Genomic DNA, 13,864 nt, shown 5'->3' on the forward strand with positions numbered 1-13,864 from the left:
TATATCAACATAATGAAAAGAATATGTTTGTTGTTTTGCCTTATTGTAGCCGCGGGCTGCAGCCAGGCCCAAACCATGCCCGTAAATAGCAAAATTGCCCCATACCATATATTAACTACTGACAGTGTTTATGTTACGCCTGCCGACCTGAAAAAGAACAAGCCGGTTATGGTAATCTATTTCTCGCCCGATTGCAGTCACTGCCAGCACCTGATGTATGATTTAAAACCCGAACTGGATAAGCTTAAAGGGGTGCAGATTGTAATGATAACCTTTGTGAACCAGCTAAAAGCCATACAGGTATTTCAGCGCGATTTTGATTTGGCTAAATATCACAATATCATTATAGGTACCGAAGGGTATACTTACGTAGTGCAGCGTTATTACCACGTACAAACCACGCCATACATTGCCATTTATGATAAAAACGGGAAACTTGCCCAGGCTTATGACAAAGTGCCAAAAATTCCGGTGCTGATGGATGCAATTAAGAAAGTGTAAACTTAGATGTGCAAATATGCAAATTTCAGATGCGCGGATGATTTTTTGATGTGATAGATTTCAATATCGAAAAGTCTGCTTCTACTGCAAACAACAAAGCCTTACAGTGTTAAAACTCGTAAGGCTTTGTTATTGTCAACGGCATAGGTATAATAAATTTAAATTAGCCATTTATAAAAATCAAAACATCTATCAAACCCGATCATCATCTGCACATCTGAAATTTGCACATCTACTGTTGCTGCTGTTGTTGCTGAATAATCTCCAAATGTCTTTGGTAGCTATTTTTGGGGCCACCGGTAGTTGGTTGATACAAATTGTCGTGATGGGCTTTATCGTCTATGCTTCTGAACGTATTCTCATTATCATCTACGCTAACAGCTACTTCCAGTTTATGGCCGGATGTGCCTTTATAAACGCCCTTTACCGGCGAACAATCTGAAAAATTACGGCCAACTGCCAAACGCACATGGGTTTCATTAGCGATGCAGTTATTGGTAGGGTCGATACCCAGCCAGCCATAATCCGGGATATAGGCTTCGGCCCAGGCGTGGGTGGCACCTTCACCGCGCATGGTGCTGCTATTGGTGCATATATAGCCACTTACGTAGCGTGCCGGTATTTTTAGCAGGCGCAGCATCACCATTAAAATGTGCGCAAAATCCTGGCAAACACCGGCTTTTAGCTTCCAAACCTCGTCAAGTGTGGTTTCAACAGTGGTTACTCCTTTAATATATTCAAAATTTTGGTACACATAGCCGCAAAAGCGCAATGCTATCTGGAACGGGGTATCATCCAATGCTCTTTCCTGCTCAACAATAACCTGTAGTTCGGGAAGGCCTTCAAAATATTCCTGCTTCAAAAAGTCGATATAGGGCACCATGTATTGGATGTGTTTAAGATATTCCCACTGCTGATCGGGAAAAATATCTGTAACAGGTAGTGGTCGTTGCCTGGTGGTTACATTTAATTTTGAATTGATAACCATCACCGAATGCGGTTCGCTGTAGGTGAAACTACCTATCTCGTTTCCATAATAATCAATATGGGTATCAACAACAGGGCTGCCGGTTATTGATAACTCATGTTGTGTTACCTCCTGGTACTCGTCCTTTATCGGGTATAGTACAATTTGGTTGGCACTGTCACGTACCATCCCTTCGTAACTGTATTTGGTAATATGCTGTATCTTAAAGTCGGGCATGTTTTTTTGAATTAGTTAATTTGAGGACTGAGACAATTTGAAAATTTGAGAATTTGAAGATTTGAAAATGACTTTGATGTAAATCATCATTTGTAATCTTTTAAACAAGCAATTTTCAAATTCTCAAATCTTCAAATTCTCAAATTAAGATTATGAGTTTGCAAAGTAATATTCATTTAATGAGTTACCAATTCCATAAAGCTCTTTCCGGGTTTGTGTTAAAAACAAATGCAGGCCTTCATCGCGGATGCTTTTTACCGAACTGTATTTGATCCGGCTTTGCAACCTGCCTATCTGGAATGACATTTCGCGGAAGGTATCTACATTGCTGTCATTTTTCAACCTGTCAAAATATCGGTGTATGTTATTTACCGAATAGATAACCGAGCGGGGAAAGTCGTTATTCAAAGCAACCTGCTCCAATACGTTTTCGGCCTCAAATCCCTCGCGGTATGTTTTCAGGTACAGCTCATACCCGCCTAATGAAAGTAAAAGATGTTTCCAATAGGTGGTGTCTGTCAGCAGATCCGGATTATCACTTACCGAACTGAATTTGGTATCCAAAATATCTACCGATTGAATGGCCCGCTCCAGGTACTTGCCGATATTCATAAAGCTGCGCCCTTCGCCACGCTCCATAGTGATCTCGGCCGTACCGTAGTAAAGCATTACTTGTTTTATCAGTATATCAAGTACGCCGATAGGGTCCTCACGCTGTAAGGAACGCTCCAGGCGCGGATCTTTTACGGTATGGTAATACTCGTTAAGGCATTGCCAAAGATCTTTGGAGATGTGTTCCTGCACCCCACGTGCGTTCTCCCTTGCCAGGGTTATAATGTTCAATATCGAGTTAGGATTGTTTTTACCCGTAACCATGTATTTTAAAACTGCACGGCTGTCATTTTCCAGCTTATCAATTTCCGCCTCTTTAATTCCGGCAAAAATTCTGATCACCGGCTCCCAGGTAAATTCCTGTACAGTATCCTGCGACGAAGCATAATTAATTTTGAGCATCCGCAGCATACCATCGCTGCGCTCAATGTAACGGCTTAACCAATAAAAACTTGCTGCAACCCTGCTTAACATATTAGCCCCCTAACCCCCTGAAGGGGGAATGATTTTTTAATAATGAATATCGAATGTCCAATATCGAATGATGAATTAAATTATTAATGAAGATAGGTTTTACTTCGATGTTCATTATTCAAAATTCGATGTTCGGTGTTAATAGTCTTTTTCCCTTGTCTTTTTTCCTTCGTCTTAACCTACGTCAGTACCCATGTATCCTTACTTCCGCCACCTTGCGAACTATTTACTACCAATGAGCCCTCTTTTAAAGCCACACGGGTTAGGCCGCCGGGTACAATCTCAATGCCATCGGGTCCGTACAATGCGTAGGGCCTTAAATCAATACGGCGGGGCTTTAATGAGCCCTGCATGTAACATGGCGCTGCCGAAAGGCTGATGGTAGGCTGCGCTATAAAATTACGGGGATCTTTCAGAATTTCTTTTTTATACTCTTCAATTTCCTCTTCAGATGCCGCGTGTCCCATCAGCATGCCATAACCGCCGCTGCCGTTGGTTTTTTTAACAACCATTTTATTCAGGTTTTTAAACACATGCTCACGCTCGTCGGGGTTGCCCAGCTGGTGGGTGGGCACGTTTTTAAGTATCGGTTCTTCGTTCAGGTAATACCTGATCATATCCGGTACATATACATAAACTGCTTTGTCATCGGCCACGCCGGTACCAATAGCATTTACAATAGCTACGTTGCCTTTGCGGTAAGCTCCCATAATACCTGCTACGCCCAGCATACTCGCGGGGTTAAATACCAGCGGATCCAGGTATTCATCATCCACCCGGCGATAAATTACATCTACCTGCTGCAGCCCTGTTGTGGTTTTCATATAAACCTTATGGTTATTTACCACCAGGTCGCGTCCTTCCACCAGTTCAACGCCCATCAGGCGGGCCAGGGTGGTATGCTCAAAATAAGCCGAGTTATAAATACCCGGGCTTAACAGCACGATAGTAGGGTTGGAGATTTGCCTTGGCGATAACGCCAGCAAGTTTTTATACAGTATCGTTGGATACTCTGTAACACTCCTTACACCGCACTGAGGCAGCAAATCGGGGAATAAGCGTTTGGTTATTTCGCGGTTTTCCAGCATATAGCTTACACCCGATGGGGTGCGCAAATTATCTTCCAATACATAAAAAGTACCGTCCTCATCGCGAATAAGATCGATGCCCGAGATGTGTACATAAATATCATAAGGCACCTTCAATTGGTACATCTCGCGCAAAAAGTGGGGGCACGAATAAATGATATCAATCGGCACAATACCATCCTTTACAATAAACTGGTTATTGTAAATATCCTTCAGAAAATGGTTTAGCGCGGTAAGGCGTTGCTTAATACCTTTTTCTACAAAAGCCCATTCGCTTGCGGTAATAATGCGCGGAATAATGTCAAAAGGGAAAATCTTTTCAATGCCCTCGCCGCTGTTATACACCGTAAAGGTGATACCCTGGCTCATAAAAAGACGTTTGGCCAGTTCCTCTTTTTTGTTCAGATCATCGGCCGATTCCTGCGAAATATATTCTATTACCTTGCGATAATGTTCACGAACATTGCTGTCCAGGCCATACATTTCGTCCCAAACACCACTTATTGGGTTATATTTATCAAAATAAGCTGATTCCTGCATATGAAATTGTGAAGATTTGAAGATTACTAATCAGTTATTTTTTAAAAATGTAATTTATGAAGTGTTTTTGATAAAAAAGCAAATTATTTTGAATTTTTTGCGATTATTTTAATTGATTTTTCATTTTTAACAAAGTTTATGTATTGATATAGTAATTTATGAAGGTGAAACTTGTTTTAAGGTCTCGTTGTCTTCGCCTAAAATATCAATCGTCAGTAATGTATCTTTGCATAAACCTTATGCAGCTATTCATGTTATTTCAAATCAGTAAAAAATGTGGCTTTTTATGTGAGGCGGTATTACTGTTGCTCCAGGCTTGCGACAATAACAAACGGGCGAAAGGCTCACTGCATTCTAAAGCAACAGTTAAGTTCAACGCGGTTGATACCGCGTCAGAAAGTTTTAATATATTCTTCAATAGGTTTAGCACCGATTCTGCGTTTCAAATATCAAGGATCGCGTTCCCGCTAAAGTTAACGATAATTGGTTGCGAAGGTGAGAGGTATACCATGAAATTTATTCAAAAAAGAGTGGTTATTTCAAGTTCCACAAAAGGACATAATAATAAGGCCCTATACGGATTGGCAAAACAAACCCCACAGAAGGTTTGCTTAGGTGTTTTTCCATACCGGGCATGTTTAAGTTGTTGATTTCGAGGTTATCCGCCTGTTTTCTTAAATAATATTCCGATTTTGAGTATATCAAAAATATTCTGCTTAATTTGGTAGTAAGCTTACAATAAGGCCTGCCATATTTAAACCATCCTTTTTCAAGTTTTTCGGGCTTTTGAACATGAAAACTATTTTAGGTATTATTATTATCCTGGCAAGTTACCGCCCTGTACCGGCACAAACTTCTGTTTTGGCCGATAATGCAGACGATGGCTGTAAAATAAAGTTCGAAAAGATTAAATCGAAAATTGATGCCAGGCGGAAAAAGTACGAATTTAATGTCCAGGAATATAAGGATGGCCTGTTTTGCAGCGAGTGCGGTCGCACAAAAAGCGAGATTGAAGAACGTGCCCATTTAAGCTTTAGCCAGCATATCCGGGATGGCGCCACCCATAACCGCCGTGCGCTGATTGCCACGCATGAGTTATATCACGACCTGTATATCGAATATATCATTGATTTTAATGACCTTAAAAAGGAATATGATGATAAGTATAACGATTGTGGAGGAGATAATTCATCGCTGGCTTTACAAACGATACCCGATCAGCAGTTTCAATTATATACACTTGAACTCAGCGGGGATATAATCCGGCACGATCAGTTGGAATTGACCTGGACTGATTATAATTTTTATTATGCCTGGGTAATGCAAATCAGTATTATGAGATGGGAAACGGTTACAATTAAAACCACTTCATTTGCAGGGAGCAATTATAAAGTTAAGTACAACAATGGCGGCAATGCTATTTCGCAGGCAGGTAATATATTAAACAATTATATGCAAACGCTGGCTGATAAACAACGTGCTATTTTCCTGGGCCCAGGTGCCGGGTTTTCTTTAACACCGGATAATGTGTTTGCGATTAAACACGATAAATAAGCGGCTCGTCAGCTTTTAATCTTATCAACTACAAACAATTCATTGTCGATCTTTTTCGAGACGAATCAAAGTGTAGTGTTTCGCAACAAGTGAAACAGTAAAAAGTATCATTTGTCTAACAATCAAGACATTATCAATTGTCATAATTTACAAACCGAAACAAAACCGCAACACCTGGGCGAACCGCCAAGCCTTAAAATCAACTCAAAAAAATACCCGGAAGAAATTCCGGGTATTTACAATATTTAAGTCAAAATAGCTTAGTGCTTTACCTCGTGAATTTCTTCTTCCCTGAACAGTTTAGCGCTAAAGAAATCATTGTTCATGCGGGCAATGTTGGTAAGCTTAATTTCTTTAGGGCATTCGGCTTCGCAGGCGCCGGTGTTGGTGCAGCTGCCGAATCCTTCTTCGTCCATTTGTGCTACCATTGATTGTACACGGCTATAACGCTCTGGCTGACCTTGCGGCAACAAGCCCAGTTGGGTAACTTTTGCAGATACAAACAACATAGCCGAAGCATTTTTACATGCCGCAACGCAGGCACCGCAACCAATACAGGTAGCCGAGTTAAATGCTTCGTCGGCAATAACTTTAGGGATAAGGATGGCATTGCCATCAGTAGTTACACCTGTATTTACCGAAACATAACCGCCGGCCTGCTGAATCCTGTCGAACGCCGAACGGTCAACTGCCAGATCCTTCACAACCGGGAATGCTGAAGCTCTCCATGGTTCAATGGTGATGGTTTCGCCATCATGAAAGGTACGCATGTGCAGCTGGCAGGTGGTAACACCACGCTTTGGCCCGTGCGGGTGGCCGTTGATATATAACGAGCACATGCCGCAAATACCTTCGCGGCAATCATGATCAAAGTTAATAGGCTCATCGCCTTTATGGGTCAAACTTTCGTTAACAACGTCAAGCATTTCCAAAAATGACATATCAGGCGAAATATTTTCGGCCTTGTAAGTCACGAATTTGCCCGATGTCTGAGCATTTTTTTGACGCCATACTTTCAGCGTCAGGTTCATATTTCCGTTACTCATCTTTTATTAGATTTGAGATATGATTTAGTGAGTATCAAGTCGCAAGTATCAAGATTTTTTTCTGTCTTGATACTTGATACTAACTACTTGCTACTAAGCATAATTTCGTTGCGATAAATGAACTGCTTCAAATACCAGTTGTTCTTTGTGTAATTCCTCCGGTTGGTTTTCGCCTTTAAATTCCCAGGCTGCTACAAACGCGAAGTTTTCATCGTCGCGCAATGCCTCACCATCTGCTGTTTGCGATTCAACCCTGAAGTGGCCACCACATGATTCATTGCGCATCAACGCATCATCAACCATTAGTTCGCCAAGTTCGATAAAGTCGGCTATGCGGCCGGCCCTTTCTAATGAAGCGTTTACTTCCTCATTTTCGCCGGTTACAATAGCGTTTTTCCAGAAATCCGCTTTCAGCGCCTGAATCAAACCTTTGGCTTTTGTTAAACCTTCTGCCGTACGGGCCATCCCACAATATTCCCACATAATGTGACCAAGCTCGCGGTGATACTCGTTTACAGTTTTATTGCCTTTTAAAGCGAGTAATTTATTGATATAAGTAACTACATCCTTTTTAGTAGCCTCAAAAGCAGGGTGCGATGTATCAACCTTTTTAGGGCCAATTTTAGCCAGGTAATCGCCAAGGGTATAAGGGATCACAAAATAACCATCAGATAAGCCTTGCATCAAAGCAGAAGCACCCAAGCGGTTTGCACCGTGGTCGCTAAAGTTACATTCGCCCAAAGCATATAAGCCGGGTACGGTTGTGCTCAGGTTATAATCAACCCAAAGGCCGCCCATGGTGTAGTGTACTGCGGGGTAAATACGCATGGGCTGTTTGTATGGGTTTTCATCCGTTATCTGGATGTACATATCAAACAGGTTGCCATATTTGGCCCTTACGGTGTCTTCGCCTAAACGTTTGATGGCATCGGCAAAATCAAGGAACACCGCGAAACCCGAACCTCCTACGCCCTTACCTTCTGCAACCATCTCTTTGGCGTTGCGTGAAGCTACGTCGCGTGGTACAAGGTTACCAAAAGCAGGGTATTTACGTTCAAGGAAATAATCGCGGTCGTCCTCTTTTACCTGGTCGGCTTTGATGGTTCCTTTGCGCAATTGTTCGGCAATTTCTACAGTTTTTGGCGCCCAAACACGACCATCGTTACGCAATGATTCAGACATCAGCGTAAGCTTTGACTGATGATCGCCGGTTACCGGGATACAGGTTGGGTGAATTTGGGTATAGCAAGGATTACCAAAGAAAGCGCCACGTTTGTGGGCCCTCCAGGCAGCGGTTACATTTGAACCTATAGCATTGGTTGACAGGTAGAATACGTTGCTGTAGCCGCCTGTACATAACAATACCGCGTGACCGGCATGGGTATCAATAGAGCCTGTAATCATGTTACGGGTAACAATACCTTTGGCATGGCCATCAATGGTAACCACATCCAGCATTTCGGTACGGGTGTACATTTTTACCTTACCGGCATGTATCTGGCGGTTTAATGCCGAATATGCGCCTAAAAGCAATTGCTGTCCGGTTTGGCCGCGTGCATAAAAAGTACGTGATACCTGCGAACCACCGAATGAACGGTTATCAAGCAAGCCGCCGTACTCGCGGGCAAAAGGAACACCCTGTGCAACGCACTGGTCAATGATATTTACCGATACTTCGGCAAGGCGGTACACGTTACCTTCACGGGCGCGGTAATCGCCACCTTTTATAGTGTCATAAAACAAACGGAACACACTGTCACCGTCGTTCTGATAGTTTTTTGCAGCATTAATACCACCTTGTGCTGCAATAGAGTGCGCACGGCGTGGGCTATCCTGGAAACAAAAAGCCTTTACGTTATAACCAAGCTCGGCCAATGAGGCTGCTGCTGATGCACCTGCCAAACCGGTACCTACAACAATGATATCGTATTTACGCTTATTGGCCGGGTTAACCAGCTTCAGGTCAAATTTATGCTTGCTCCATTTTTGGGCTAATGGGCCTTCTGGAATTTTAGCATCTAAACTCATTTCTTTTATATTTTATATTAGTGAGTGGCTGTAGTGAGTTGTGAGTGGCGAGTAGTGAGTTATGGGTTTGAAAGGGTATTTGCCTTTTTAACTTAATTCGTCACCTAACTTAATCAACCATTCAATTTAGTTCAAACTAATCAACCATTTAACTTAATCAACTAACTATTTAATCACGTATATGTAATAGTACCATACCGGCATGGCGGCAAACCCCAGTGGGATAATAACCGCGAAGAACCATGTGCCTATAGCATACACTATTGGTGTGTACTTACGGTGTACCCAGCCCAGTGTACGGAAAGCGCTCTGGAAACCATGTAACAGGTGGAATGATAAAGCCCCCATGGCTATAACGTAAAGGATAACATACCACCACTGGCTAAAGCTGTATACTACGCGTGCATGCAAATCTTTCACACGTACAATTTCTACATTGTTTTCTACTGATACCGAATGATTAAAATCTTCTGAAACAGGTGTGTAAACAGCCTCGGTTGTTTTACCTGTTGCCAGATCAGTACGGTACTCCTTAAAAGCAACATCGTTGGTATATTTATACTTAAACCAAAAATCGCCCATGTGGATAACGATAAATAACAACAGGATAGAACCCAAAAGCCCCATGTTTTTTGACGACCAGGTAGCATCTGATTTTGGCTGAATAGCATAGCCTACCGGACGTGATTTGCGGTTTTTTACCGTAATAATTAATGCGTAAAGCGCATGTACCGCTATAGACAGGTATAGGATATACGCAATTACTTCAATTGGTGCAAAATGTGTAAGGAAGTTGGCATACACATTAAAACCAAAACCATTATCGTTGCTGAATAGCAGCAGGTTGCCCCCAAGGTGTACAATAATAAAAGTACACAAAAACAAGCCTGTTAAAGCCATAATTAGCTTTTTGCCCAGCGATGAGTTAAAGGTTTGTTTAATTTCGCTCATTATGAATTAGATTTATTTTGGCAAAAGTATCTATTATATGCCAAAAGATATAAATGCATCCGGCTTATTAACCGCGAAAAAGTTATTTAGAATCAATCTAAGAAATTGCAATGTAATTACACAAAATCTGAGCTTTAAATGCGGGTTGAACCAGAAATATCAGGCTATAGCTACTACTTTATCTTTCAATACAGCGAAAATTTTATCTGCTTGCCGGCTGTGGATGGCTATTTTGCCGGTAAACTTACCAAATGACGGGAAGATAGCCTGCCTGCTGCCAAATGCAAAGCAGGGTAAGGTGATACTTTGCCTGCCTTTACCACTCAGGTTTACACCCGGATGGATGTGTCCGCAAAAAACATAACCGCCCGCGTTTTGCAGTTTATCGTCTGTCAAGGGATGGTGCAGCATCAGGAAGGGGCCAATCAATAACTCGTCGTGCAGTTCGATGTCGAGTTTTTGATAGTTGTTATCAGCTATAATATCATGGTTTCCTCTTATCAGGATGATTTGCAATTCCGGGAACTGGCTGCGCCAGAGGATAAACCAATCCCAATCATTATTCAAGTCGCTATGAAACAAATCGCCAAGGAAAATAAGTTTTTCGGGTTTATATTCGTGAATCAGGTCGGATAAGGTGGCCAGGTCGCTTTGTTCCATATCGCGGGGTACAGCAATACCCGCCTTGCGGAAATGGCCCACTTTACCAAAGTGCACATCGGCTATTATTAAAGCTTTTTGCTGTTGCCAGTAAATAGCTTTTTGGGGCAGCAATAACAGATCCTGGTTAAGTAAATTAAAGGGAGTAGCCACACTAATCATCATAACAAAAACAAAGTTAAGAATTTATTTGGGGCCAACTTGATAAGGTTGCATAATTAAATATGCAAGGGGCGGCTTAATTTTAATATTTTCAATCACCTGTAGCACAATTCTATAATTAACCGTAATTATATAAAACCAATTTTATGAAAGCGCATCGCCTCTTAGTTTTTTTATTTGCCTGCTTTATGATAACCGCCTGTAAAAATGATAAAATTAAACCCCAACAATTACAAGGAATATACAAAGGTTCATTCAGGAGCTTAAATACGGCATCCATGACTGATAGATCGGGCTTGCTTAATGGTAGCGCCGAAATTGTTATCAGCGGTAATAATTACCAGGGTGGTTCAACAGCAGCGCAACAAAGCAGGGGTAGTTATGCAATAGCAGGTAATGAAATAACCTTTACCGATAGCCTTGCCCATACCGCTGATTTTAACTGGAGTTTGCTGTTAAACGGCACATTTAAACAAAGCACAAAAGGCGATAGCCTGGTATGGACGAAAACCGAGGGCACCTACAATTTTATTTACACCCTTAAAAAACAATAACCTTAGCTGAGTTATTATTTTTTTTTCAAGCTATCTTATTTAATGTTAAGCAATGTTAACAGATTGTATTGATTGTTTGAAGTGTAATTAGCTTTACCTTCATCAATCACTTTAATATGAAACGTAAGCTTAAAATTGTACTGTTCTTAATTGCACTGTCACTTACCGGGATTATTATCTTTCAGGGGTACTGGAGTTTTAATGCCTACAAGGAAAACAAAAAACTTTTTGAAAACAAAATAGATGCAGCCATGCAGCGGGCGCTGGATAGTTGCAAACGGGATTACTTTGACTCGCTAAGAACGGTATTGGTAAAAAGACTTTCTGAAAGCACCACAGCAATAAAAATTGATAGCACATCACAAATAAATGCTGCTGCTGCCGGCGGTCGTTCTACTTTTAGTACCGGCCCGTTAGTTACACCGTATGCTATCTGGATATCTGTTCATGGCTCAAGAAGCAGCGCCTCTTTTCAAACAAGTTCTAATATATATAATTACTACAAATCGAAAATAAAACATACTAATCCAACTGTGCCGGAGGTACTTACAGAAATGTCTTTCTATGTTCCGCCTTTGATGAGTGAACTGATTCAGGATTTTTTTGTGTACGACGGCATGAACCCACCGCCAGCTGTAAGGGCATATATAAACGCCAATTACAATAAGCCAGGTTTTAAATACCCGATTGCCCAAAATGGCATCTTTGAACAGCCACGCAATTATAAACAGGCAGATAGTTTAAAGATAGGGAGCTACTTACGCAGAGAATTGGACAAAATGCATATCAACGCAGACTTTGTAATAAACCTAAGCAGCAAGCCCACGACAACAAAATCAGACAATGTTTTTCTTAGCGAAACTAACGAGTACAAATACCAATACCATGGGTTCACGTTTTTATTAACTAGCTATACCCTGCAGTATCGTTATACTTTATATGCCAGGGCCGCTTTTCGTAATCCACAGTATGTGATTATGAAGGGCATGCTGGTAACACTTGGCCTATCGGGTTTGTTAATATTGTTCACCATTTTCTGTTTCTATTATATTATAAAAACCCTAAATCAGCAAAAAGCACTGGGCGAGCTCAAGGACGATTTTATAAATAACATGACCCACGAGCTGAAAACACCAATTGCCACTATTGCGGTGGCTATTGAGGGAATGCAGAAGTACAACGTATTAAACGATCCCGAAAAAACACAATGCTACCTGGAAACATCGCGAAATGAACTGGCCCGGCTGAATGAGCTGGTAAGCAAAGTGCTTGATGTGGCCGCTTTTGAAAATAAGGAAGTTAAACTCATTAAGGAAAAAATTAATATTGACGAGCTTGTAAATGAATTGATAACCGCAGAAAGATCAAAAGCGGATAAAACCACAACCATTACTTATAAAAACGAAGCGGGCATAATTGATATTACTGCTGATAAGCTGCATTTTAAAAATGTATTGATGAATATTTTAGATAATGCTGTGAAGTATAGCACCGAACCTGCCGTTATCAGCATAACCCTAACAAAAAGCAATAACATGGCGGTATTTACTATTCAGGATAATGGTATAGGGATACCGGCCGCCCATGTTAACAGGATATTTGAAAAATTTTACCGGGTACCTACAGGTAACATACACAACGTAAAAGGTACCGGCCTTGGCTTAAACTATGTGAAATATATTGTGGAAGCCCATGGCGGCAGTGTAACCGTAAAAAGTGAACTAAATGCAGGCAGCGAATTTATAGTATCAATACCTTTATAAAATGGATAAAACAAGCATCCTGTTTGCAGAAGATGAATTGGCGCTGGCACATATTGTACGTGAAAGCCTGCAGGAGAATGGTTTTGATGTTACTTTATGTGCCAATGGCGAACAAGCCCTGGCCAACTATAAAAGCCGCAGGCCCGATATTTTGGTCCTTGATATTATGATGCCCAAAATGGATGGCTTTGAGGTAGCGAAAAAGGTACGTGAGACTGACAAAATAACGCCAATTATATTTTTAACCGCCCGGTCGCAACCAAAAGATGTGGTGAACGGCTTTGAAGCTGGAGCCAATGATTATTTGAAAAAACCTTTTAGCGTAGAGGAACTTGTGGTGCGCATTAAGGTTTTGCTGAGCGACAACCGATTATTAATACCCGCGCGGCAGGTAAAGCCCTTAAATGAGAGTTACCAAATTGGCAATATCACTTTTATACCATTTAAAAATATTATTCAGCAGGGCATCAACAACTGGCAACTAACCAGCCGCGAAAGTGATATCCTGAAACTGCTTTGCAAAGAGCAGCATGAGGTGATTCCCCGAAAAGTGCTGTTAGATACAATTTGGGGTGACGACAGCTTTTTTAACGCCCGCAGCTTGGATGTTTTTATCAGCAAACTTCGCGGCCATTTAAAGGCCGATCCTAATGTGCAGATCATTACCGTGAGGGGTTTGGGATATAAGCTGGTTTGGTAAATAATATCGAACACCGAATGTCCAATA

Annotated in this window: 12 protein-coding genes; 5 read left to right on the top strand and 7 right to left on the bottom strand. The window is 41.4% G+C overall.

Going from position 1 to position 13,864, the window contains the following annotated elements; genetic code table 11:
• Nucleotides 1–12: 12 nt before the first annotated feature.
• Nucleotides 13–501, top strand: a complete 489-nt coding sequence (locus PQ469_RS04540) for a TlpA family protein disulfide reductase (RefSeq protein ID WP_274211879.1) — start codon at nt 13–15, stop codon at nt 499–501.
• Between the two features lie 232 nt (nt 502–733).
• On the opposite strand, the gene PQ469_RS04545 is transcribed toward PQ469_RS04540, so the two are convergent.
• From PQ469_RS04545 to PQ469_RS04555, 3 genes are all read right to left on the bottom strand, one after another.
• Nucleotides 734–1,705, bottom strand: coding sequence for a transglutaminase family protein (locus PQ469_RS04545; RefSeq protein ID WP_274211880.1), 972 nt, complete (start codon nt 1,703–1,705; stop codon nt 734–736).
• 150 nt (nt 1,706–1,855) lie between these two features.
• On the bottom strand, nt 1,856–2,791 hold the full coding sequence (locus tag PQ469_RS04550; protein WP_274211882.1) for an alpha-E domain-containing protein: 936 nt from the start codon (nt 2,789–2,791) through the stop codon (nt 1,856–1,858).
• A 179-nt stretch (nt 2,792–2,970) separates the two neighbouring features.
• A complete protein-coding gene (locus tag PQ469_RS04555) occupies nt 2,971–4,419 on the bottom strand; it encodes a circularly permuted type 2 ATP-grasp protein (RefSeq protein WP_274211883.1) in 1,449 nt (482 codons plus the stop codon).
• A gap of 792 nt (nt 4,420–5,211) precedes the next feature.
• Here PQ469_RS04555 and PQ469_RS04560 point away from each other — a divergent pair.
• Nucleotides 5,212–5,973: a hypothetical protein gene (locus tag PQ469_RS04560; RefSeq protein WP_274211884.1), complete on the top strand. Its 762-nt coding sequence runs from the start codon at nt 5,212–5,214 to the stop codon at nt 5,971–5,973.
• A 260-nt stretch (nt 5,974–6,233) separates the two neighbouring features.
• Here PQ469_RS04560 and PQ469_RS04565 read toward each other — a convergent pair whose 3' ends face one another.
• The 4 genes from PQ469_RS04565 to pdeM form a co-directional block, all read right to left on the bottom strand.
• Entirely contained in the window at nt 6,234–7,019 is a 786-nt protein-coding gene (locus PQ469_RS04565; RefSeq protein WP_274211885.1) for a succinate dehydrogenase/fumarate reductase iron-sulfur subunit, read from the bottom strand.
• 93 nt (nt 7,020–7,112) lie between these two features.
• Nucleotides 7,113–9,047, bottom strand: coding sequence for a fumarate reductase/succinate dehydrogenase flavoprotein subunit (locus PQ469_RS04570; protein ID WP_274211886.1), 1,935 nt, complete (start codon nt 9,045–9,047; stop codon nt 7,113–7,115).
• A 165-nt stretch (nt 9,048–9,212) separates the two neighbouring features.
• The gene (locus tag PQ469_RS04575) at nt 9,213–9,998 is read right to left on the bottom strand and encodes a succinate dehydrogenase cytochrome b subunit (RefSeq protein WP_274211887.1); all 786 of its coding nucleotides are present in this window, start codon (nt 9,996–9,998) and stop codon (nt 9,213–9,215) included.
• A gap of 159 nt (nt 9,999–10,157) precedes the next feature.
• Nucleotides 10,158–10,823 (bottom strand): ligase-associated DNA damage response endonuclease PdeM, encoded by a 666-nt coding sequence (gene pdeM, locus PQ469_RS04580; protein WP_274211888.1) that lies wholly within the window; start codon nt 10,821–10,823, stop codon nt 10,158–10,160.
• Nucleotides 10,824–10,966: 143 nt separating this feature from the next.
• Between pdeM and PQ469_RS04585 the strand changes: the two genes are divergently transcribed.
• The 3 genes from PQ469_RS04585 (at nt 10,967) to PQ469_RS04595 (ending at nt 13,837) form a co-directional block, all read left to right on the top strand.
• Nucleotides 10,967–11,374 (top strand): hypothetical protein, encoded by a 408-nt coding sequence (locus PQ469_RS04585; RefSeq protein WP_274211889.1) that lies wholly within the window; start codon nt 10,967–10,969, stop codon nt 11,372–11,374.
• Between the two features lie 116 nt (nt 11,375–11,490).
• Nucleotides 11,491–13,137 (top strand): sensor histidine kinase, encoded by a 1,647-nt coding sequence (locus PQ469_RS04590; protein ID WP_274211890.1) that lies wholly within the window; start codon nt 11,491–11,493, stop codon nt 13,135–13,137.
• A gap of 1 nt (nt 13,138) precedes the next feature.
• Nucleotides 13,139–13,837 carry a response regulator transcription factor gene (locus tag PQ469_RS04595; protein ID WP_274211891.1) on the top strand — a complete coding sequence of 233 codons (699 nt, stop codon included), beginning with the start codon at nt 13,139–13,141 and terminating at the stop codon, nt 13,835–13,837.
• Nucleotides 13,838–13,864 lie beyond the last annotated feature (27 nt).

It is taken from the genome of Mucilaginibacter sp. KACC 22773, assembly GCF_028736215.1.
Classification (GTDB): Bacteria; Bacteroidota; Bacteroidia; order Sphingobacteriales; family Sphingobacteriaceae; genus Mucilaginibacter.